The organism is Rahnella sp. AN3-3W3 (genome assembly GCF_003263545.1).
Taxonomy (GTDB): domain Bacteria; phylum Pseudomonadota; class Gammaproteobacteria; order Enterobacterales; family Enterobacteriaceae; genus Rahnella; species Rahnella variigena.
This window is the reverse complement of sequence record NZ_JYDG01000049.1, coordinates 73,023-95,284: the sequence shown is the minus strand read 5'-3', so window position 1 is coordinate 95,284 and position 22,262 is coordinate 73,023. Positions and strand designations below refer to the sequence as shown.

The window sequence follows — 22,262 nt, the reverse complement described above, 5'->3', positions numbered from 1 at the left end:
AACTGGCCCTAAGGTCAAGGTCGTGGGCTCGCCGCCCACACTGGCCCAAAGGGTTTTAAACGAAACCCTTAGGAATCCTGCGTTTTCTTAACTGCACGCTCCGCTCGCTGGCTATGTTTCAGGTATCACCGCGACAGGCTGGAAATCTTGCCGCTTTGCGGTTCCTTCACTCGGTCCTGGAGCCTCCGGTCTCCAGGCCGCTCCGTTCAGCAAGATTTCTGAATCGCCCGTGGCTTTTAAAAAAATAGAAAAAGTGAGGTGGTGAAATATAAGCCTGAAGCCGGTTTCAAAATGCCGCCGGACGAGAGGTGGAAAACCACGCGTCTTTTTGCGCGGGTTGTAACCCGACGGGGAGTCATCGCGAAGAAACGGGTATTGCTTAGGGGAGTGATATGACCGGGGCAGTCATAGCAGACGTCCCCGGGAATGACCGCATCAGCGCAAACTTCTTCCGTACACCAGCGATTCCGCGCTAATCTCAGATATCGATTTCGCGCCGGTTAATGTCATCGCCACGCGCATTTCTTTCTCGATCAGGTTCAGCAGATTAATCACGCCCGCCTCGCCCGCCGCCGCCAGAGCGTACACAAACGCCCTGCCCAGTAATACGCTGTCTGCGCCAAGGGCAATCATGCGCACTACGTCCAGACCGGTGCGGATGCCGGAATCGGCAAGAATAGTGATGTCGCCTTTTACCGCGTCGGCGATGGCTGGCAGTGCGTGTGCGGTAGAAAGCACGCCGTCGAGCTGGCGGCCGCCGTGGTTAGACACCACAATGCCGTCTGCACCAAATTTCACCGCATCTTTCGCGTCTTCCGGATCCAGAATGCCTTTGATAATCATCGGGCCTTTCCAGAATTCGCGGATCCACTCTAAATCTTTCCATGAAATCGACGGGTCGAAGTTTGCCCCCAGCCAGCCGATATAATCTTCCAGCGTGGTCGGTTTACCGCGATAGGCCGAGACATTCCCCAGATCGTGCGGTTTACCGTTCAGACCCACATCCCAGGCCCATTGCGGATGCATCACTGCCTGTAACATGCGGCGGGCAGCAGCATTCGGGCCGCTCATGCCGGAATGGGCATCACGATAACGAGCGCCGGGCACCGGCATATCAACGGTAAACACCAGCGTTTTGACGCCAGCGGCCTGTGCGCGTTCCAGCGCATTACGCATAAATCCACGGTCTTTGAGCACGTAAAGCTGGAACCACATCGGGCGATCGATGGCCGGTGCGACTTCTTCAATCGGGCAGACGGAGACGGTGGAAAGCGTGAACGGAATGCCTTTTTTTGCTGCGGCGCGGGCGGCCTGAACTTCGCCACGTCGCGCGTACATGCCGGTCAGCCCGACCGGTGCCAGCACCACCGGCATCGCCAGCTTTTCACCAAACAATTCGGTTTCAAGACTCAGATCCGACATGTTTTTCAGGATGCGCTGGCGCAGAGCGATATCAGCCAGATCGGCGGTGTTACGACGCAGCGTGTGCTCGTTATAAGCGCCACCGTCGATGTAATGAAACAGGAATGGCGGCAGTTTACTTTTTGCCGCAGCGCGATAGTCCGTTGATGCAGAAATGATCATGATGTTTTCTCGTTATTCATAACGCGCTCTTTTATTTGGCGCTGTAGGGGTGCAGAAAGTGTAGTTGAAAATACACAACACGAGAGAAAACAATGACAACGAAACCCTAAACTTTTACGCAGTACAGCATGGCAGGGGGGAAGACGGGAAATTTTTGAAAATGCGCGGCGATTTTATTCTCGCCGCTTTGATCATGCCCACGGGTTCATCACTTATCAGGTTTATTAAGATGCCATTGTAAAAGCCTGACGATCACCTGATAGAAAATAATAGTGATAACAGGACAAATGATTAACAGCGCCCATCCGATAAAACCTTCAACATCAGGTTCTTCAAATAGAGCGGCAGTATCATTCCAAAAAGCATATTGTTCTTGAGTCGCTGGGGATGAGGGCCGCAAAATAAGAAAAACCAGAATGTAAATCCCCACGCCGATTAAAATTCTAAATCCCGTTGCCACACGACGCCTGCCCATTCAGGATCACCTCTATCATTCCGTAACTCATTAAACCATTGGCTAATTCTGTCTGCCGGGTAGACATCAAAGCCTGACGAATAGCCATAAAATCACTGCGATGCTGAAGGGTGATACATCCTAATGAAATTCCTAGCGGACCAGGGGGATGCAGGCGAAAATTACCGCGCTCAACTCCTTCTATCCACGTTTGGTCATCTATTGAACCATCGTCCCGATAAAGGGCAAACCACTCCGCCTTGATAACTGGGGTAGGCGTAAACCACGAATAAGAATCACGAAGATCAGCCCTTACAATACCTTTCACTCCCCCTGTTACTCGTTTAACAATATGATAGCGCCCATGTGGAATAGGCCCCAGGTTCGGAATTCCAATACAACTTGCCCTATTGCGATACGCATCTCTTCCGGAATAAGCCATAAAAGTACCCACTCCAAACATCATCAATGGGCAATAATCCGCATCATTAATGACAAACTTTCCTTGTATAGCCATGAAACTACCTTTCGTAAATTCAGCTTAAGGGATGACACTACAGGGATCATACCGTAAAAACAGGCGCTTCTAACGCATAAATAGATAATAAACTTCTGAAAAGTCAGTTTGTTACGACATTCGCTAATCGCACTGATAGAAGTTTGGGCATAACGTGAAGCCTCACTTCATAAAAGGGAATTACCACAATGCCAATACCTGCTTATATGTGGCTCTATGATGATGGCGGTTCCGCAATTAAAGGTTCAGTGGATGTCGCTGGGCGTGAAGGAAGTATTGAGATCATCGGTTTCAGCCACGGTCTGAATATTCCGGTTGATAGCCGCAGTGGCAGCATTACCGGAACGAGAACTCATTCCCCAATGTTGTTTGAAAAGGAATTCGATTCTTCGAGTCCTTATTTGTATAAGGCTGTCGCCAAAGGGCAAACTTTAAAGTCCGCTGAGATCCGCTGGTATCGCATTAATGATGCCGGGCGTGAAGAGGTTTATTTTATTATGACGATAGAAGGTGTGAAAATTACTGGTGTAAATCCGGGAATGCCGAACGTAAAAATGTCAGGTGTTTCGCAGATTAATCACATGGAATCAGTGTCAATGATGTACAACAAAATCACCTGGCACTACATTGACGGCAATATAAAATACACCGATGAATGGAGCGATCGTTCATAAGAAAATGGGGGATCACTCCCCAATTTCATTTACCATTTAAAATTTACATGTGCGCAAGGGAAATTTACCTAACCCAATCCAAATTTCACCATCAGTATAATATACATAAGCATCAACATTATGCCCGTGTGCAATACGTCTGCAGCAAACTCTCCGTCAGCAACTTTGGAAACTAAACCCACGCTCCGCCTCAAAAGAGACTAAGCTCAGGGGAGACGCCCGCCCGGCGACAAATTCGATCTGCCTCCCTGCCCTCTGCCCACTATTCTCTTCGTGTGAACTCTTATCGCAGCCCAGGCAACTGCCTTTTCGGGTTCGCGTAAGGTATGTCGACGTGAAAAATGCTGTGATTAACTGGTTTAAAAGTAAAAGAGAACCACCTGTTCCGGTCATTACCCGACGTCATCGGGCCAGCGCGCTGGAAAATCCCGCGCCTATCCGCGCCGAACTCTTCTCGGCGGATCAGATGGAACGCTTTGGCGGCAAGCTGGCACTCTCGCATAAGCTTTCCGGTAAGAAACTGCCCTACTACCTGCTTAAACGTCTCGACGATAACGAAAAAGTCCTGACCCGCAGCTGTCTTATCCTCAGCAGTGGTGAGAAAGCCAGTATCACGCCCGCCGGAGAATGGCTACTCGACAACTTTTATCTGATCGAAGAACAGATCCGCGTCGTTCGCCAGCTGCTGCCGAAAAACTTCGGCAAAGGCCTGCCCTCACTGGGCGCACCGCATTTTTGCCCGCGCATTTATGACATCGCCACCGAAGTCGTCAGCCACAGCGACGGACTCTGGGACATCACCACGCTCACCCGTTTTCTCTCCACCTATCAGAGCGTGCGACAGCTGACGCTCGGCGAATTGTGGGCATTTCCGGGGATGCTGCGTCTGGCGCTGATCGAGAACCTGCGCCGCGTCAGCATTGAAGTGGCAAATGCCCAGCAGGAGCGCAATCTGGCCGATTTTTGGGTCAATAAATTGCAAGACAGCGCCGAGAACGATCCGGCCAGTCAGATCATCGTGATTGCCGACATGGCGCGCAGCAATCCACCGCGCACCAGCGCGTTTGTCGCTGAACTGGTTCGCCGCCTGCAGGGACACGGTTCAATACTGGCGCTGCCGCTGACCTGGGTGGAACAGCGTCTGAGCGAAGTCGGCCTGACACAGCGGGAAGTAATCGACAAATTTAATCAGCAACTGGCGGCCAACCAGCTTTCAGTCAGCAACAGCATTATGGGATTACGTCAGCTGACAGAAATGGACTGGGCGGATTTCGCTGAAAATCTCAGCGTGGTGGAGAAAATTCTGCATGAAGATCCCGCTGGCATTTACGCCTCCATGCACTTCGATACCCGCGATAATTACCGCCATCAGATAGAACGCCTTTCGCGCAACTCCCGCCACGACGAGGCCTTTGTCGCCAGCCGCGCGATTGCCTTAGCGCAACAGGCCAGCGGTGCTGTCCAGCAACGACATGTGGGTTATTACCTGATCGACGCAGGGCGCAAGGCGCTTGAGAAAGACCTGAATGTCAGATTCTCATGGGTGACGCGCATGCGTGGCCGCCTCAACCAGACACCGCTTCTCTCGTGGCTCGGCAGCCTGTTGCTGCTGACCACCGCTGTCACCGCTGACGCGCTCTACCGTTCCGCCCATACGCCTATGCACTGGTTATGGTGGAGTTTGTTAGTACCGGTGGTGCTGGTCGCCAGCCAGTTCGCGCTCAATCTGCTCAGCGAAATCACCACCCGCAGCCGGACGCCGCAACCGCTGCCGCGCCTCGAATATGCCGGTGGCATTCCTGCATCCGCCAGCACGCTGGTGGTGATCCCTTGTCTGCTCGGCAGCCGAAAAAATATCGAGGCGCTGATCAGCAGTCTTGAAGTTTGTTATCTCGGCAACGTGTTACCTAACCTGAATTTCGCGCTGCTCAGTGATTTTCATGACAGCGTAAATCCGCAGAATGCAGATAACGATGCCCTGCTGGCCTTTGCCGTGCAGCAAATTCAGGTGCTGAACCGCCGTTATCCCTCTGCGCAGGGTGCACTGTTTACGCTGTTGCACCGCGACAGCGAACTCAATGAGAAACAAGGCGTGTGGATGGGGTATGAGCGTAAGCGCGGCAAACTGAATGCGCTTAACCGCTGGCTGCGCGATGAAGGCGAGCCGTTCTCGCTGACCGAAGGCAGCACGCAGGCGCATCTGCGTCAGGTGAAATACGTTATCACTCTCGACAGCGATACCGTGCTGCCGCGGGCCACCGCCCATCAGCTGATCGCGGCAATGGCGCATCCGCTCAATCATCCGGTGTATGACGAAAAACGTCATCGGGTGGTGTCCGGTTACGCCATTCTCCAGCCACGGCTGGCGGAGGAAATCCCGGAAAATGGTCAGGGACGCTACGCCGCTTTATGCAGCAGCGTGCCGGGCAACGATCCTTATTCGTCGATGTCTTCCGATATCTATCAGGATTTATTCGGGGAAGGCTCTTTTGTCGGTAAAGGTATTTACGACGTCGATATGTTCATCCGCGCCACGGACAATACCTGCCCGGAAAATCTGGTGCTCAGCCACGACCTGCTGGAAGGCTGTTACGCGCGCTCGGGTATGCTCAGCGATGTGGTGCTTTACGAGCAATATCCCGATCATTATCTGGCAGACGTGGCGCGTAAAACCCGCTGGATCCGTGGCGACTGGCAGTTGCTTAACTGGCTGGGGTTTTATGTCACGCAGGAAGATGGGACGCGCTGCCGTAATCCGCTGACCACGCTTTCCCGCTGGAAACTGTTCGATAACCTGCGCCGCAGTCTGGTCGCGCCAGCCCTGCTGGTTCTGATCTTCACCACGCTGCTGGTGGTGCCGGACAAACTTTACTGGCTCGGTTTTATTACCGTGATGCTGCTGTTCCCGGCGCTGGTGGCGCTGGTGTTAGACCTGCTGAATAAAGGACCGCGACGGGCGCTGGTTCCGCATCTCAAAAGTGTGGCATCGGCCACCGTCAGCCGGATTTCCCGCGTGTTGCTTAATCTGATGACGTTGCCGCACGAAGCCGTTTATTCGGTGCAGGCGATTTTGCTGACACTGTGGCGACTCAGTGTCAGCCATCGCAAGTTACATGAGTGGGCGAGCGTCAATATCAGCGCGAAATCCCGTGCGCATTCGCCGGGATATTTCTACCGCCGCATGTGGGCTAATCCGCTGGCAGGCGTGGCGGTCATTTTGCTCGCTGCGCAGGCAAGTCCGCCGCTGCTGGGCTTTGCCGTCCCGCTCGGCCTGCTGTGGTTTATCGCGCCGCGTATTTTATGCTGGCTCAGTCAGCCCGCCCGCCGCCAGGTGCCGGATCTGGACGCACAACAACAGATTTACCTGCGTCAGGCTGCCCGTCAGACCTGGTCCTTCTTTGAAGTTTTCGTGAATGAAACAGAAAACTGGCTGCCGCCGGATAACTTCCAGGAAATCCCCCAGCCGGTGATCGCGCACCGCACCTCGCCGACCAACATCGGGTTGTCGCTGCTGGCCAATATTACCGCGTGGGATTTTGGTTATCTTACGCAGGGTGAAGTGCTGGAACGCACTATGCTGACGCTCGATACGCTGGATAAACTCGAGCATTTTCGCGGACATTTATATAACTGGTACGACACACGCACGCTCCAGCCGCTCAATCCGCGCTACATTTCCAGTGTAGACAGCGGCAATCTGGCCGGGCATTTACTGACGCTGAGCACCGGCTTACGTCTGTGGCGAAAACAACCAGCCGTCAATCTTCCGGCATGGCTCAAAGGGCTGGAAGACACGCTGAATATGGCGGAAACCCCGGCAGATGCCCCGCTGGTGGCTAAGCTTCGCGAAAGTCTGAAACAGGCTGCGGGTGAAAAAGCTGAGCAGAGTATTTTGAGCCTGCGCGAGATGCGTGCGCTGGTTGCTGCCACCGCAGAAGACTGGCTGCAACGACTGGCGCAGCAACTTGATGCCGGTCTGCAGGCGTGGTCAGATTTTTACGCAGAATTGTCGCCGGAGGCGCAAAACGCACCGCTCCCTTCGCTGCAATGGCTGGCGCAACAGGATGCCCGTACGGCACCGGCGCTTTCCCGCGCGATCGGTCTGGCACGGCAGCGTCTGGACATTATCGGCGAGCTTGAACAGCGCCTTAATGACCATGCGCGCATGGATTTCCGCTTCCTGTACGACAAGAATACCCATCTGCTGACCGTCGGATATAACTGCGACTCGCATAAACTGGACAGCGGGAAATACGATCTGCTGCCTTCTGAAATTCGTCTGACCAACTACGTCACCATTGCCACCAACCAGTTGCCGCAAAAAAGCTGGTTTGCGCTCGGACGCCTGTTCACCGTGATCGACAAACAGCCGTCGCTGATGTCGTGGAGCGGATCGATGTTTGAATACCTGATGCCGCAACTGGTGATGCCGGCCTATCCGGATACCCTGCTGGTGCAGATGTGTCAGACTGCCGTTGACCGGCAAATCGCCTGGGGTAAGGAAAACAGCGTGCCGTGGGGGATTTCTGAATCCGCTTATGCGGCATTTGACCTCAATCAGAATTATCAGTATCACGCCTTCGGTGTGCCCGGTCTGGGCCTGAAGCGCGGTCTTGGTGAAGACATGGTGGTCGCGCCTTATGCCACCATGATGGCGCTGATGATCCGCCCGCAGGAAGCCTGTCTCAATCTCAACGTATTGGAACATTGCGGTGCGCGTGGTGAATATGGCTTTTACGACGCGCTGGATTACAGCCCGTCGCGTCTGATCCGCGGCCAGATTTACATCGTGGTGCGCTCTTACATGGCTCACCATCAGGGAATGGGTTTCCTGGCGCTGGGCAATGTGCTGCTGGGCGCGCCGATGACCGCACGCTTCGCCGCCAATGCCGCGTTCCAGTCGGCACGCCTGTTGTTGCAGGAACGGGTGCCGGATGCCGTCGAGCTTTACAGCCCGCGTCGCCACTTTGAGTCTCATGACAACACGCTGCAAAAAGTGAACATTGAGTTGCGCGAATTCACCGACACCAGCAGTGCCTCGCCGGAAATTCAGCTGCTGTCTAACACCCATTACCATCTGATGGTGACGCAGGCCGGTGGCAGCGTCAGCCGCTGGAAAGACCTGACGCTGACCCGCTGGCGGGAAGATGCAACGCGCGATAACCGCGGGATTTTCTGCTATCTCAGCGATCCGGAGTCCGGCGCGGTCTACAGCAATACCTGGCAACCGCTCGGCAAACAGAAAGGCACCTATCACGCGGTGCTGAACGATTTCGGTGCGGAATTCAAACGCACACAGGGTTCGCTGACCATGCAAACCCACATCGTGGTTTCGCCGGAAGATGACGTCGAAATCCGCCGCATGACAGTTACGCATCATGGCCGCCGACCACGTGAGCTGGAAATTACCACCTATGCCGAAGTGGTACTGGCGCCAGCCGCCAATGACACCGCACATCCGGCGTTCAGCAATTTGTTTGTGCAGACCGAACTGGTGCCCGCACAGGAAGGGATTTTGTGCCACCGCCGTCCGCGTGAACCGGAAGAACAGTGTCCGTGGATGTTCCATATGATGGCGATCCACGGCTCTTTCGAACGGGAAACGTCGTTCGAAACTGACCGGTCGGCCTTTATCGGACGCGGCAATACCGCGGCCAGCCCGCAGGCCTTGCGTCAGGGCGGACCGCTCACTAACAGCGCCGGTGCGGTGCTGGATCCGGTGATGTCCATCCGCCAGCGCATTACCCTGAAACCCGGCGTGCCAGTGATTATCGATATGGTGTACGGCATTTCCGACACACGGCTGCAAAGCCTGATGTTGCTGGAAAAATACCGTGACCATCATATTGCTGATCGGGTATTCGAAATCGCCTGGTCGCACAGTCAGGTGGTGCTGCGCCAGCTGAATGCCACCGAAGACGACGCGGGATTGTATAACCGTCTGGCCGGTGCGCTGGTTTTCGCCAGTCAGGAACTGCGCGGCGATGCGCAGACCGTGGCCGCCAACCGCCGCGGGCAATCCGGTCTCTGGGGACAATCGCTTTCCGGCGATCTGCCGATCGTGCTGCTCACCCTGACCAGCGATGAGAATATCGGGCTGGTGACGCAACTTATCCGCGCGCACAACTACTGGCGTCTCAAAGGGCTGAAGGTCGATCTGGTGTTGTTATGCAATGACTCCGGCGGCTATCAGCAGGCATTGCAAAATCAGATCCTCAGCCTGGTCGCTTCCGGCGCGGGCTCCAGTCAGACCGATATTCCGGGCGGAATTTTTGTCCGCAATGGCGAACAACTGACGCAGGAAGACCGCACATTGCTGATGAGCGTGGCGCGCGTGGTGATCGACGACCGCCGCGGCTCGCTGGCCGATCAGCTCAACCTGCGTATGCAATTGCCACACGTCTCACTGCCTGCTCTGTTGCCGGTACGCACCATCACCGACAATACGCCGGTTGCCGCAGCGCCACGTGACCTGACCTGTTTCAACGGGCTGGGCGGATTCTCGCCGGACGGACGTGAATATCAGATTGTGCTCAACGAAGGTCAGAATACGCCTGCGCCGTGGTCAAACGTGCTGGCGAATGCCGGTTTCGGGACGGTGATTTCAGAAAGCGGACAGGCCTATACGTGGTTTGAAAATGCCCACGAATATCGCCTGACGCCGTGGGAAAACGATCCGGTCAGTGACAGCTCCGGTGAGGCGTTCTATCTGCGCGATGAGGAAACCGGCAGCGTCTGGTCACCGGCACCGTTACCGGTACGCGGTAACGGCGGCTATGTGACACGCCACGGTTTTGGCTACAGCGTTTTTGAGCACACCGGACACGGGATCAGCAGCGAAATGACGGTATTAGTGGCGGAACATGCGCCGGTGAAACTGATTATGCTGACGCTGACCAACCTTTCCGGGCGGCCACGCAGGCTCTCAGTGACCGGTTATGCCGAATGGGTGATGGCGGATTTACGCGCCAAATCGGCTATGCACATCGTTACCTCAGCGGCACACGTGGCTCAGGGTTGCGGCGTGCTGGCGACCAACCATTACACCAGTAACGGCTCCCCGCGCACCGCCTTCTTCGCCGTAACCGGCGCGCACTGCTCGGTGAGCGGCGATCGTCGTGAGTTCCTCGGGCGCACAGGGTCAACTGCCGCGCCCGCTGCAATGAAAAATCAGCGGCTGTCGGATAAAACCGGCGCAATGCTCGATCCGTGCGGCGCAGTTCAGTCTGCCACCACGCTTATCGACGGCGATCAGCGCACCTTTATTTTCGCCCTCGGTCTGGGGCAAAACGCCGGTGAGGCCGAAGCCTTAATCCATCAGTTCTTCCAGGAAGGCGCCGCGCAGGCTGAGCTGGACAGAATTCATCACCACTGGCATCAGGTGCTGGATAAAATTCAGATCACCACGCCGGATAAATCAGTCGATTTGCTGACTAACGGCTGGCTGATCTATCAGACCCTCGCCAGCCGGATCCTTGCCCGCAGTGGCTATTACCAGTCCGGCGGCGCGTTTGGTTTCCGCGACCAGTTACAGGATACGCTGGCGCTGACTCACGCGGCACCGGAACGGATGCGTGAGCAGATCCTGTTGTGTGCATCACGGCAATTTGTTGAAGGCGACGTTCAGCACTGGTGGCATCCGCCAACCGGCAATGGCGTGCGCACCCGCTGTTCCGATGACTATTTATGGTTGCCGCTGGCGATCAGTCATTACATCGCGGTGACCGGCGATCACGCAATTGCAGAAGAACAGGTGCCATACCTTGAGGCGCGTTTACTGGCACCGGGCGAAGAGTCGTTTTACGAACAACCGGTGGTCAGCGGAACACGCGAAAGCCTGTGGCAGCACGGTATCCGTGCGCTGAAACATGGCCTGCAAATGGGCGGGCATGGCCTCCCGCTGATGGGCGCGGGCGACTGGAACGACGGCATGAATCTGGTCGGTCTGGGCGGACGCGGGGAAAGCGTCTGGCTGGGCTTCTTCCTGTATGACGTGCTGCAACGCTACGGCGAACTGGCGGAAATCCGTCAGGACACCGCCACCGCCACCTTGTGCCGCGAAGAATCGGCGCGGCTTAAACAAAATCTCAACGATCATGCCTGGGACGGCGAATGGTATCTGCGCGGTTATTTCGACAGCGGTGAAACCTTGGGTTCACATGTCAATGCGGAGTGCCAGATAGACGCCATCGCTCAGAGCTGGTCAGTGCTTTCCGGGGCAGGCACACCGGAACGTACCGCCAGCGCCATGCAGTCGGTGGACAAATATCTGGTGGACAGTGACGCGGGGCTGATCAAACTGCTGACGCCACCTTTCGACGGCAACGGGCCGAATCCGGGTTATATTCGCGGTTATCTGCCGGGCGTACGCGAGAACGGCGGGCAATACACGCACGGGGCAATCTGGGCGGTGATGGCTTTTGCCAGACAGGGCAACACCGAACGCGCGTGGCAATTGATGTCGATGATCAACCCGGTCAATCACAGCCTGACGCCGGAGGCCGTCAGCCGTTACAAAGCCGAACCTTACGTGATTTCCGCCGATATTTACTCGGTGGATCCGCACAGCGGGCGCGGCGGGTGGAGCTGGTACACCGGTTCCGCAGGCTGGACGTATCGCCTGATCACCGAATCTTTGCTCGGCATCACCCGCCACGGCGACGCCATTTCGATCCACAGCAAACTTCCGCAGGACTGGCCGGAAATCACCGTCACTTACCAGCAGGGCAGCAGCCGTTATCTGATCACCGTCCGCCGCAGTACCGGAGAATATGGCGTCACGCTGGACGGCACTCCACTTGCCGGTGACAAGATCCCACTCAACGATGATGGCGTTGAACATCGGGTGGAGGTTGAACTGGGAGAGTAATACCGCTGCCTCTCAAAGCCCCGGATTATGGGGCTTTTCATTTTTGCACAAAAGCTAATCCAATAAACGCAATCGTCCGCCCGGCGCTGAGCTGATAACTTGATGAAAAAACCTGAGGAAAACATCATGAGTTCATTCCCTGTTGCAGTTATCACCGGCGGAACCAGTGGTATCGGGCTGGCGGTTGTTCATAATCTGGCGCGCGATCATCAGGTCTATGCGCTTGGGCGTAATAAAGAAAGTCTGGCTGCGCTGCGCCTGATTGAAAATGTCGAGGCGGTAGAGATTAATCTGCTGGACTTCGCCGCCGTTGCGCAGTTTGTGAGTGAATTACCGGCAATTGATGTGCTGGTGCATTCGGCGGCCATTTCCAAACCATTGCGTCTTGAAAATGCAACGCCAGAGGACTGGCAGCAGCAGTTTGCCATCAACGTGTTTGCGCCCGCTGAGTTTACCCGGCTGGCATTGCCTGCATTGAGAAAGCAGGAAGGTCAGGTGGTGTTTATCGGTTCAGGATCCGGTACCAAAGCTGATGGCGGAAACACGGTGTATTGTGCGTCAAAATTTGCCCTCAGCGCCCTCGCCCACTCGCTGCGGCAGGAAGAAAGCGAACACGACGTGCGTGTTTCCACCGTCGCGCCCGGCCCGACAGATACACCGATGAACCGCAAAACTCGCGAAAGTCAGGGCAACTTTGAAGCCATCGACCCGCGCGAATACAGCACGCCGAAATCAGTGGCTGCGGCAGTACGTCTGGTTATCGACGCCAGTGACGATACGCAAATTACGGATATCGCCGTCAGACCGAGGCGGGATAAGGCGAAGCGCTGAATCAGTGCTCTCTAACTAAAACCTGACATTTCCAAACTTGATACAGATCATCACAAATGCGTTTTGGGTTTGATCGAATGATAATCATTATCGTTTAATGCCGACGAATGAATGATTGTTTTTCAGGAGAAGACAAACTCAATGAGCTTAGACCTCGCGCGTTTTTACGCTGCCGCTGACGGGCTGCCGTTTCCCGACCGTTGGGCAGTCATGCCCTGGCGGCCTCAGCAGCCCGTTCCGCCGCAGGATATTCCCGCTCAGTGGCAGGCGCTGTGCCAGCGTCCGCTTCCGGCCAATAAGCGTCTGGTCTATCTGCATATCCCCTTTTGCGCGACGCACTGTAAATTTTGCGGGTTCTACCAGAACAAACTGGAAGCGGAAGCCACAGAACAGTATTGCGATTATCTGATCCGGGAGATCGAACTGGAAGCCGGTTCGCCGCTGCATCAGTCGGCGCCTGTCCACGCTGTCTATTTTGGTGGCGGCACACCGACGGCACTCAGCGCAAAACAGCTGCACCGGATCATCAGCACGCTGCGTCGCTGTTTGCCGCTGGCACCGGATTGCGAAATCACTGTCGAAGGGCGGATCCTTAATTTCGATGACGAACGCATCGACGCCTGTCTGGAGGCGGGTGCTAACCGTTTTTCTATCGGCATTCAGACGTTTGATACCCGTGTCCGCCAGCGTATGGGACGCCGCGCCAGCAGTGAAGAAGCGATACAGTTTTTGCGTAAACTCGGGGAACGTGACTGCGCTGCGGTGGTCTGCGATCTGATGTTCGGATTACCTGAACAGACACCGGAAAGCTGGCGGGAGGATTTGCAGATCGTCCGCGATTTACCACTTGATGGTGTCGATCTTTACGCCCTGAATCTGCTGCCTTCCACACCATTGGGCAAAGCGGTGGAAAATAAACGCGTGTCGCTGCCGGATGTCACTCAGCGTCGTGATTTTTACCTCGAAGGTGAAGCTTTTCTGGCACGCGATGGCTGGCATCAGATAAGTAACAGTCACTGGGCGCGCACCACGCGGGAACGCAATCTGTACAATTTGCTGATCAAAAAAGGCGCGGACTGTCTGGCTTTTGGCAGCGGTGCAGGCGGCAATCTCGGCGGGCAATCGTACATGACGGAGCGCAGTCTGGAGATGTATTACCAACAGATGGACGCCGGACAAAAACCCATCATGATGATGACCGCAGCGACGACGGGTGAGCACCGCTGGCGGCTGGATTTACAGGGCGGCATCGAGGCGGGCCGTTATGATCTTAGCCGTATCATCGAAAATCCTTTCCCGCTCGAACCCTTGTTACAGCAATGGCAACAATGCGGCCTGATGCTCAACGAAGGCCCGCGTTTTAATCTCACGCCTGCCGGGCGTTTCTGGGCCAGCAATATGTTGCAGGCCTTACAGACATTGATCCCACAACTGACTTTACGGAATACCTCCCATGCCAACGGATAAACTTCAGTCCCTGATCGACTTTTTAGCCACTCAGCCCGACGGCATCGTCGAAGATATCGCCCGTGAATACCGCATCACGCCGCTGGAAGTGATTCAGAACCTGCCGGGAAGTTATCTGTTTGCCGGAACCCATTTCGACACCGTCTGGGACAACATCACCGGCTGGGGCGACGTCACGACGCTGGTTAATAATGACGATCTGATCCTCGAATTCCATGGCGAATTGCCCTCCGGCACGCATCGTCACGGTTACTTTAACCTGCGCGGTAAAGGGGGCATGAGCGGGCATATCCGCGCGACGCACTGTCAGCACATTGCACTGGTTGAACGTCCGTTTATGGGAATGAGCACAGCAAGTGTCTGGTTTTTAAACGCTTCCGGTTATGCCATGCTCAAGGTTTTCGTCGGGCGCGACAGCCATCGTGAATTACTGACCGATCAGCTGAATGCATTTCGCGCCCTTCCCGCCCTTCTGGCTGAGAGAGAGAAATAACCTTGAACACTTTGCTGATTTTTGGCGCAGGCAGCGGCGTCGGCGCTGAACTGGTGGCGCTGACGGCGCAGGAACGTCCGGTCGTGACGCTGATCCGCAACGCCGAACAGGCGCAAACGTTGCGCGCCCTTGGCGTGACCGTGATTGACGGCGATGCGCTTGTTCCCGCCGACGTTTTGCAGGCCTGCGAGATGGCAGGAAGTGCGGCGCAGATCGTCTCTACGCTCGGCGGTAAGCTCGCCGATTACACCGCTAACCGGCTGATCATTGATACTGCAGAGCAGGCCGGGATCCGCCATATGTTGCTGGTAACTTCCATTGGTTGCGGCGACAGCTGGCCGACGCTATCCACACGCGCAAAACAGGCGTTCGGGCAGGCGGTGCGTGAGAAATCGCTGGCCGAAAGCTGGCTGCAAACCAGCACGCTGGACTGGTGCATCCTGCGTCCCGGCGGCCTGATGAATGGCGATGCGACAGGCAAAGCGCATCTGATCCAAACCGAAGCCCACGGCCGCGTGCGCCGCAGCGATGTCGCGCTGCACATTCAGCATCTGCTGGCCTCCGGCGAAGGCTGGGGTAAGATTTTCGCGTTGTGTGATTCGACGCTGGAAGGGGAAAGGTTCTGATCTCATGCCCCGGAAACGGGGCTTTTTAATCCCCCGGCATTTAATTCAATTTTTTCGAACAAAATAAGCAAATCACTCCGCTATCCCTTCCGGTCTCACGGCGCTATTCTTCTTCTCATCGAAGGCGCACGGCCTTCTCCAAACAAACATTGAGAAGGAATGACATCATGAAATCTATCAAAACTTTCGTTATCGCTGCTGCACTCACCACAGTTTCTTTCGGTAGCTTCGCGGCTGAAATCGGCACCATAACGGCCTCTGACAATACCTTAGAGGGTCTGGAATCCACTTTCGCCGCCAAAGCCGCTGCTGCCGGTGCCAGTTCTTATAAAATCATCGAAGCCGGTGGTCAGAACCGCATTCATGGTACCGCTGTGTTGTACAAATGATTTGCTGAAGTTTGTTATTCAAAACAAAAGCCGCTCCTTTTACAGAGCGGCTTTGTCGTTGAGTAGCGAAAATTAACGAGTGATATAAAACGCAATAAATTCGAAAAAGCCGAATAATGGGTGTTTTAGGTAACGTTAAATGGACTATTCTTTATTAACGAGTAATATACCACTCATAAGTAAAGGGGATCTTATGGAACAGTTAACGTTACAGGCTTTTCTCAATAATGAGTGGGTGGATATTGCTAACATCACTTTTCCCGACAGCGAACAAAACAACTATCGCCTGACTGAACTTAATTATCTTTTCGATTATGCAATTGATAACCTCGACCGGGACGATAACCGCGCCGTATCACTTAACCATCCGGTTGCCCTCTTTTTCGATGATAACGGGCAACGCGGATGGATGAAATTTCTCGATGACATCATTCCCAGCGGCTCCAGCCGCCGCTATTGGGCCAACTATCTTGACCTCGAAGGGCTGACCCCGGATGAGCAAAATTTTGTATTGCTCAAGCATGGCACCCTGTCCCCTGTCGGCAACCTGCGCATTAAAGAATCCTTGCCGGAACATAACCCCCTTGCTGAACAACTCTTTTTCACCGTCGACGACGTTATAAACCGGGCGGGAGACTTTCTGGATTATGCCCAGCAACGCGGTGCCGCTGCCGGGGGGGCGACAGGTGCGGGCGGGGAAGCACCAAAACTGCTGCTCCGTTGTAACCGGGAACAGCAAATCTGGATCGATACCTACCAGAGTGATCCCGCCAACCGGGATATTCCTTATCTGGTCAAATATCCACGCGGGGCAAGGACTGAAGTGGACTGCAATATCTTGCGGGCTGAATTCCATTTCTATCATGAACTGGAAGCGATGGGATTTGAGACAATCCCGACGCACAATATGCGGCTTGAAGAAGGACTGACTTATCCGTCACTGTGGTTGCCACGTTTTGATATTGCCTTTGAAGAAGAAGGTGTCGTCAGGCGGTTGGGGATGGAATCGGTCTATTCTCTGCTGCGCAAGGCACCCGGTGTCACGCTCTATCATGAAGAAACCCTCAGGACATTGATTAATCAAATTTCCCGCAGCCATATGGTGACAGGGCAGGGTTTTTCTTTTGATATCCCGGCGTTTGTTACCGAATGGGTCCGACGGGATCTGCTCAATATTATTTTTGGCAACAGCGATAACCATGGTCGAAATACCTCTTTTCTCAAGGATGAAGGCAGCATCCGGCTCGCGCCGATCTACGATTTCGCGCCCATGAAGGCCGATCCTGAAGGGATTGCCAGAACGACGAAATGGAAAACGCCGCTGGAAGTTGGCGGTGAATATGATTTTCCCGCTATTGCGCAAACTCTGGATGATCTCATTCCGGCACAAAACTTACTCCGGGCGCTCAATGAGACTGCTGAGCAACTGACAGGTCTGAAAGACCGGCTTGCTGCCCGGGGTATCCCGCAACAGATCCTGAACATGCCCGCAATAAGTTTCAGTTATATTCCCGAAAAATTGCGCCGCTGGGGGCTGTTATGAAAGAACCTCTGATTGCGGCCCATTCAGCGAAAAGCACCATCGCGAAAATACGTGCGAAAAAAAATGCCGCGCAGAGAACCCAAAGCGCCACGGCAGAAATCACGAACCAGGCAGAGAGGGACCGTGCTGTCAAAACACGCACCCGCCGCAGAGTCTCTCATCTGACGAAACCCGTCAGCGCCAATGAAAGGAATGAAGCCAGACTTCAGATCATGCGCGCGCTGATATCCGGGGAAGTAAGCCAGGGGGAAGCGTTAAAAGCATTGCGGATCAATGTGCTGGGGCTAAAACAAGATGCTTTCGCTAAACTGGTTTCCGTATCGCGGAAAACACTGTCAGAAGTGGAAAATGATAAAGGAAATTATACCTCCGATATTATCAACAAACTTTTCAAACCCTTTGGTCTGAAAGTCGGGCTGGTGCCGGTTTCTCAGCAGGTGCTCTCGACGCTCTTTTTCAATAAGCAATAAACAAAAGCCGCTCCTTGTACAGAGCGGCTTTGTCATATCAGCGTTTCCGCCTTTACCCTTTCGTCGCCACTTTTAGCAAAACCACGCCGGAGAAAATCAGCAGCACGGCGATCACCCGCAACGGGTTGAGGCTTTCGCCGAACATCACCACGCCGAGAATGAAGGCACCGATAGCGCCGATACCGACCCAGACGGTGTAAGACGTGCCGAGCGGCAGCGTTTTCATCGAAATCGCCAGCAAAATGACGCTGAGGATCATGAAGAAAACCGTAAGAATACTGGGAATAAGGCGGGTGAAACCGTGGGATTCTTTCATTGCGGTCGACCAGACCACTTCGAAAATACCGGCAAGAAACAGATAGAACCAGGCCATGATAGTTCCTGAAAACGCGCAAGGTCGTCCCTGCTTAGTATGGCTGAGTCTCTGGTCGTCCAGTCAGCATGAAGAGTGAAAGATTATAGTTCACTCTTTCATGCCTTTACAAAAACAAACCAGGAATTCAAACGGGCACGGAAAACTGAAAACAGGCACCGCGCTTCGGCTGTTCAATCAGCTGGATATCACTGCCGTGCAGTTGCAGAATACGGCGCACAATCATCAGCCCCAGCCCGCCTGCGCGGTGTTTATTGGTGCTGAGGATCGACGGACGCACGAAGAGGTTGTCCTTCAGTTCCGGCGCAATGCCCGGTCCGCTGTCTTTCAGCTGCACCATCACCTGACCTTCGTGCGGCCACAATTTAATTTCTATCGTGCCCCCTTCCGGCGTAAAACGGATGGCGTTATCCAGCAGGTTGGTCAGCACCCGTTCAATCATACCGAGATCGGCATTCACCAGCGGAATACCCGGTGTGATATCCGCCAGCAATTTTTGCCCGCGTGTTTCCGTTGCCAGCTCGAATTTCTGGAAAACATCCTGCACCAGCTCACTCAGCGAGAATGGCTCTTTCTGCGGTTTCACCACGCCGTATTCCAGCCGCGCCAGTTCAAATAATTCCTGCGCCAGACGGCCAACTTTTTTACTCTGCGTCAGGGCGATATTGAGATAACGCTGGCGGTCTTCGTTGCTCAGATGGTCTGATTTCACCGACAGCGTTTCCAGATAACCGTGCAGCGATGTCAGCGGCGTACGCAGATCGTGGGAAATATTGGCGATAAATTCACGCCGTTGCTGATCCTGCACCATCAGGCTTTGCCATTGCTGATCGATACGTTTTGCCAGCGCGACAAATGCCTGTTGCAGTTGCGTGACTTCATCACGTGCGGCTCCGGCTGGTGTCTCCGTTTTCGCCAGCGCCTGAATGGCGTCCATGCCGCCGGTATCAAGTTCGGCAATTTGTGCCGTGAGTTTTCGCACCGGACGCGTCACCCAGCGGAACGCCAGCGCACCGGCCAGCAAACCAAACAGCGCCACCAGCCCCATCGAGCGCAGCGCCAGAGATATCGCCGACTGATATTGCGCGTCACTGGTCAGCGCGGTGTAAGCATCGCCGAGCAGAACGATGTACACGTAACCCTGAGTTTCTCCGTTGACCAGCAACGGCGCAGCACTGAAGACCTGCGGAGTATGCGGATCCCGCGGATTATCGCCATACACCGGCATTTTCGCGCCATGCAGCAACGCGTTAACCGGCGCGAGATCAATGCGCTTTTGTTGCAATCTGCCAGCAGGAGCGGCATTGCCGACAATATTGCCGTCTTTATCCAGCAAATAAACCTCCACGCTGGGATTCACCGCCATCAGCTGATCGAACAGGGTATGCACTGCTTTCGGATCCCAGTCGCCCTGGCTGAGCAGCGGATTATTCGCCGCTATCTGCGTCGCCAGATTGGCTGACAGCCGCTGGATCACCGACTGGCTATACTGGTTACTGGAGCGCACCTGCATATAGCCGGAAAGCGCGCAGCAGGCGATCAGTAACACCGTAAATACCAGAGTCAGTCTTTGCGCCAGCGTGAGATTTTTCATGATTTACCCTTGCGCGTCTTCAGCGGAAGACACGAATTTGTAGCCTTTTCCCCACACGGTCAGAATACGTTCCGGCTCAGCCGGATTGGCTTCTATCTTGATGCGCAGACGGTTGATATGGGTGTTCACCGTATGTTCATACCCTTCGTGTTCGTAGCCCCAGACCTGATTGAGCAGGCTGAGGCGCGAGAACACTTTGCCGGGATTTTTGGCAAAGAAATACAGCAAATCAAACTCGCGCGGCGTCAGTTCAACGGGCTGCTGATTCAGCATCACTTCGCGCGCAATCGGGTCGATGATAAGCCCGGAAAAACTCAGGGTACCGGCGTCCATTTTCATATTGCGGCTCATCGCTTCCTGCCGCCGGAACAGCGCCTTAACCCTCGCCACCAGTTCCAGCATGGAGAAAGGTTTCGCCAGATAATCATCCGCGCCCAGTTCCAGCCCGAGCACCCGATGCACTTCGCTGGAGCGTGCGCTGATAATAATGATCGGCGTATAACGCGTCATGTTGCGCGCACGGCGGCAGATTTCCAGACCGTCAACACCCGGCAGCATCAGGTCGAGGATCAGCGCGTCCCAGCCGCCTTTCTCCAGATGCGCCACGCCCAGATTACCGTCTGCGGCGTGCGTAATTTCATAACCTTCATCACGCAGATGCAGGCTGAGCAGTTCTGCGATATCCCCGTCATCTTCAACGATCAGGATCTTCTTCGTCTTATCCATATGTCATCCCAAAACATGGCACTCCCCAATGGTTTGAGTCTACACAAGCAACCGCCCGCGAGTTATCACATTTTATTTAACTTTGCGTGAGGTATCGGGGAACAAATCCGCTCAATACTCGCTTCATCACAGGACGGACAGCCGGACTTCATCATGACAATACACACGGATTTACCCGGACAGGCAAAACAAAAACCCGCCATCGTGCATCCGTTATGGCTGCGTCTGACGCACTGGCTGAACGCGCTGGCGGTGCTGATTATGGTCACCAGCGGCTGGCAGATTTATAACGCCTCACCGCTGTTTAATTTTGATTTTCCGCCAACCGTCACACTCGGTGGCTGGCTCGGTGGCGGTATTCAGTGGCACTTTGCCGGGATGTGGCTGTTTGGTTTCAACGGCCTGTTTTATCTGCTGATGAATATTTTTACCGGCCGCATGAAACGAAAATTCTGGCCTCTGACGCCGCGCGGCATCTTCAACGATTTACTGGCTGCCGTGCGCGGCAAGCTGAAACACGACGATTTGTGTCACTACAATATGGTTCAGCGTGCGGCGTATGTGTTCGTGATGTTTGACGGCATTGTGCTGGTGCTTTCCGGGCTGGTGGTGTGGAAATCCGTGCAATTTCCGCTGCTGCGCGAACTGATGGGCGGCTTTGATACGGCGCGTTATGTGCATTTTCTGGCGATGGCTTCACTGGTGGGATTTGTGGTGCTGCATATCGTGATGGTGGCGCTGGTGCCGAAAACCCTGATTGCCATGATCCGCGGACGTTAAGGAAGACATGATGAAAAACCTCGTTAAAAAAACGATCAGCCAGATTTTCAGCCCTTCCGACAGCGAAGCCATTTTACAGGAAGCAAAAAAACAGATTATCCGCGAACTGGATGCGCCCTCCCGCCGCCTATTTTTACAACGCGGGCTGACGCTCGGCGGCGTCGCGATGCTCACAGGTTGCGATATCAGCGATAACGCCAGCGTCGAAAACGCGCTCGGTAAGATTTCTGGATTCAACGACCGCGTACAAGGCTGGCTGTTTGGCTCGACGCGCCTGGCGCCGGTGTACGCCGAATCGATGATCACCCGTCCGTTTCCGTTTAACGCTTTTTACGCCGAAGACGACGCACCGGAAGTAGACGGTAACGCTTATCGCCTGAAAATCGCCGGTCTGGCGCTGGATAAACGCGAATGGTCATTGCCAACGCTGTACAAAATGGCGCAGGTCAGCCAGGTGACTCGTCACATTTGTGTCGAAGGCTGGAGCGCGATTGGCAAATGGGGCGGCGTGCCGTTCGGTGATTTTCTGCGTCTGATCGGGGCCGATCTCACGGCGGAATACGTCAGCTTTAAATGTGCGGACCAGTATTACACCAGCATTGATATGGCGACGGCACTGCATCCGCAAACCCTGCTGGCGCTGACTTATGACGGCCAGATTTTACCGCGAAAATACGGCTTCCCGATGAAGCTCAGAATGCCGACCAAACTCGGCTATAAGAATCCAAAGCACATCGAAGTCATTGAAATAACAAACAAGTTCACTGGTGGCTACTGGGAAGATCAGGGCTACAACTGGTTCGGCGGAAGCTGAACACGATCCTCAAGGATCAACACTGTCCACAACAACCTTTGTATCTCAAAACCTAAAA

Annotated in this window: 17 protein-coding genes; 11 read left to right on the top strand and 6 right to left on the bottom strand. The window is 54.6% G+C overall.

The annotated features are described in order from the left end of the window. Positions 1–435: 435 nt before the first annotated feature. From lldD to UC15_RS14765, 3 genes are all read right to left on the bottom strand, one after another. Positions 436–1,584: an FMN-dependent L-lactate dehydrogenase LldD gene (gene lldD, locus UC15_RS14775; protein ID WP_112289147.1), complete on the bottom strand. Its 1,149-nt coding sequence runs from the start codon at positions 1,582–1,584 to the stop codon at positions 436–438. A 208-nt stretch (positions 1,585–1,792) separates the two neighbouring features. Then, a complete protein-coding gene (locus UC15_RS14770; protein ID WP_112289146.1) occupies positions 1,793–2,059 on the bottom strand; it encodes a hypothetical protein in 267 nt (88 codons plus the stop codon). After that, positions 2,028–2,555 carry a DUF2778 domain-containing protein gene (locus UC15_RS14765; protein ID WP_112289145.1) on the bottom strand — a complete coding sequence of 176 codons (528 nt, stop codon included), beginning with the start codon at positions 2,553–2,555 and terminating at the stop codon, positions 2,028–2,030. Before UC15_RS14765 ends, UC15_RS14770 begins: the two co-directional genes overlap by 32 nt. A 188-nt stretch (positions 2,556–2,743) precedes the next feature. Here UC15_RS14765 and UC15_RS14760 point away from each other — a divergent pair, with 188 nt between their 5' ends. The 9 genes from UC15_RS14760 to UC15_RS14720 all read left to right on the top strand — a co-directional run bounded on the left by UC15_RS14760 (position 2,744) and on the right by UC15_RS14720 (position 17,917). Next, on the top strand, positions 2,744–3,229 hold the full coding sequence (locus UC15_RS14760; RefSeq protein WP_112289144.1) for a type VI secretion system tube protein TssD: 486 nt from the start codon (positions 2,744–2,746) through the stop codon (positions 3,227–3,229). Positions 3,230–3,563: 334 nt separating this feature from the next. Further along, positions 3,564–12,098, top strand: a complete 8,535-nt coding sequence (locus tag UC15_RS14755) for a GH36-type glycosyl hydrolase domain-containing protein (RefSeq protein ID WP_112289143.1) — start codon at positions 3,564–3,566, stop codon at positions 12,096–12,098. A gap of 126 nt (positions 12,099–12,224) precedes the next feature. Next, positions 12,225–12,929 carry an SDR family oxidoreductase gene (locus UC15_RS14750; protein ID WP_112289142.1) on the top strand — a complete coding sequence of 235 codons (705 nt, stop codon included), beginning with the start codon at positions 12,225–12,227 and terminating at the stop codon, positions 12,927–12,929. 141 nt (positions 12,930–13,070) lie between these two features. Then, entirely contained in the window at positions 13,071–14,396 is a 1,326-nt protein-coding gene (gene hutW, locus UC15_RS14745) for a heme anaerobic degradation radical SAM methyltransferase ChuW/HutW (protein ID WP_112289141.1), read from the top strand. After that, complete coding sequence (gene hutX, locus UC15_RS14740) at positions 14,383–14,889, top strand: heme utilization cystosolic carrier protein HutX (protein WP_112289140.1); 507 nt, start codon at positions 14,383–14,385, stop codon at positions 14,887–14,889. The genes hutW and hutX overlap by 14 nt, the downstream gene beginning before the upstream one ends. Positions 14,890–14,891: 2 nt before the next feature. Continuing rightward, positions 14,892–15,515: an NAD(P)-binding oxidoreductase gene (locus tag UC15_RS14735; RefSeq protein WP_112289139.1), complete on the top strand. Its 624-nt coding sequence runs from the start codon at positions 14,892–14,894 to the stop codon at positions 15,513–15,515. A gap of 167 nt (positions 15,516–15,682) precedes the next feature. Next, positions 15,683–15,904 (top strand): YdgH/BhsA/McbA-like domain containing protein, encoded by a 222-nt coding sequence (locus UC15_RS14730; RefSeq protein WP_112289138.1) that lies wholly within the window; start codon positions 15,683–15,685, stop codon positions 15,902–15,904. Positions 15,905–16,097: 193 nt separating this feature from the next. Further along, positions 16,098–17,447: a type II toxin-antitoxin system HipA family toxin gene (locus tag UC15_RS14725; protein ID WP_112289137.1), complete on the top strand. Its 1,350-nt coding sequence runs from the start codon at positions 16,098–16,100 to the stop codon at positions 17,445–17,447. Further along, positions 17,444–17,917 carry a helix-turn-helix transcriptional regulator gene (locus UC15_RS14720; RefSeq protein WP_112289136.1) on the top strand — a complete coding sequence of 158 codons (474 nt, stop codon included), beginning with the start codon at positions 17,444–17,446 and terminating at the stop codon, positions 17,915–17,917. The genes UC15_RS14725 and UC15_RS14720 overlap by 4 nt, the downstream gene beginning before the upstream one ends. Positions 17,918–17,969: 52 nt before the next feature. Here the strand turns inward: UC15_RS14720 and UC15_RS14715 are convergent, their stop codons facing one another. The 3 genes from UC15_RS14715 to UC15_RS14705 form a co-directional block, all read right to left on the bottom strand. Next, on the bottom strand, positions 17,970–18,290 hold the full coding sequence (locus tag UC15_RS14715; protein ID WP_112289135.1) for a multidrug efflux SMR transporter: 321 nt from the start codon (positions 18,288–18,290) through the stop codon (positions 17,970–17,972). A 127-nt stretch (positions 18,291–18,417) separates the two neighbouring features. Then, positions 18,418–19,884 carry a HAMP domain-containing sensor histidine kinase gene (locus UC15_RS14710; RefSeq protein WP_112289134.1) on the bottom strand — a complete coding sequence of 489 codons (1,467 nt, stop codon included), beginning with the start codon at positions 19,882–19,884 and terminating at the stop codon, positions 18,418–18,420. Positions 19,885–19,887: 3 nt separating this feature from the next. Next, positions 19,888–20,610 (bottom strand): response regulator transcription factor, encoded by a 723-nt coding sequence (locus tag UC15_RS14705; RefSeq protein ID WP_112289133.1) that lies wholly within the window; start codon positions 20,608–20,610, stop codon positions 19,888–19,890. Between the two features lie 153 nt (positions 20,611–20,763). Here UC15_RS14705 and UC15_RS14700 point away from each other — a divergent pair, with 153 nt between their 5' ends. Continuing rightward, positions 20,764–21,390 (top strand): cytochrome b/b6 domain-containing protein, encoded by a 627-nt coding sequence (locus UC15_RS14700; protein WP_112289132.1) that lies wholly within the window; start codon positions 20,764–20,766, stop codon positions 21,388–21,390. A gap of 10 nt (positions 21,391–21,400) precedes the next feature. Further along, positions 21,401–22,204: a molybdopterin-dependent oxidoreductase gene (locus UC15_RS14695; protein WP_181955524.1), complete on the top strand. Its 804-nt coding sequence runs from the start codon at positions 21,401–21,403 to the stop codon at positions 22,202–22,204. Positions 22,205–22,262 lie beyond the last annotated feature (58 nt).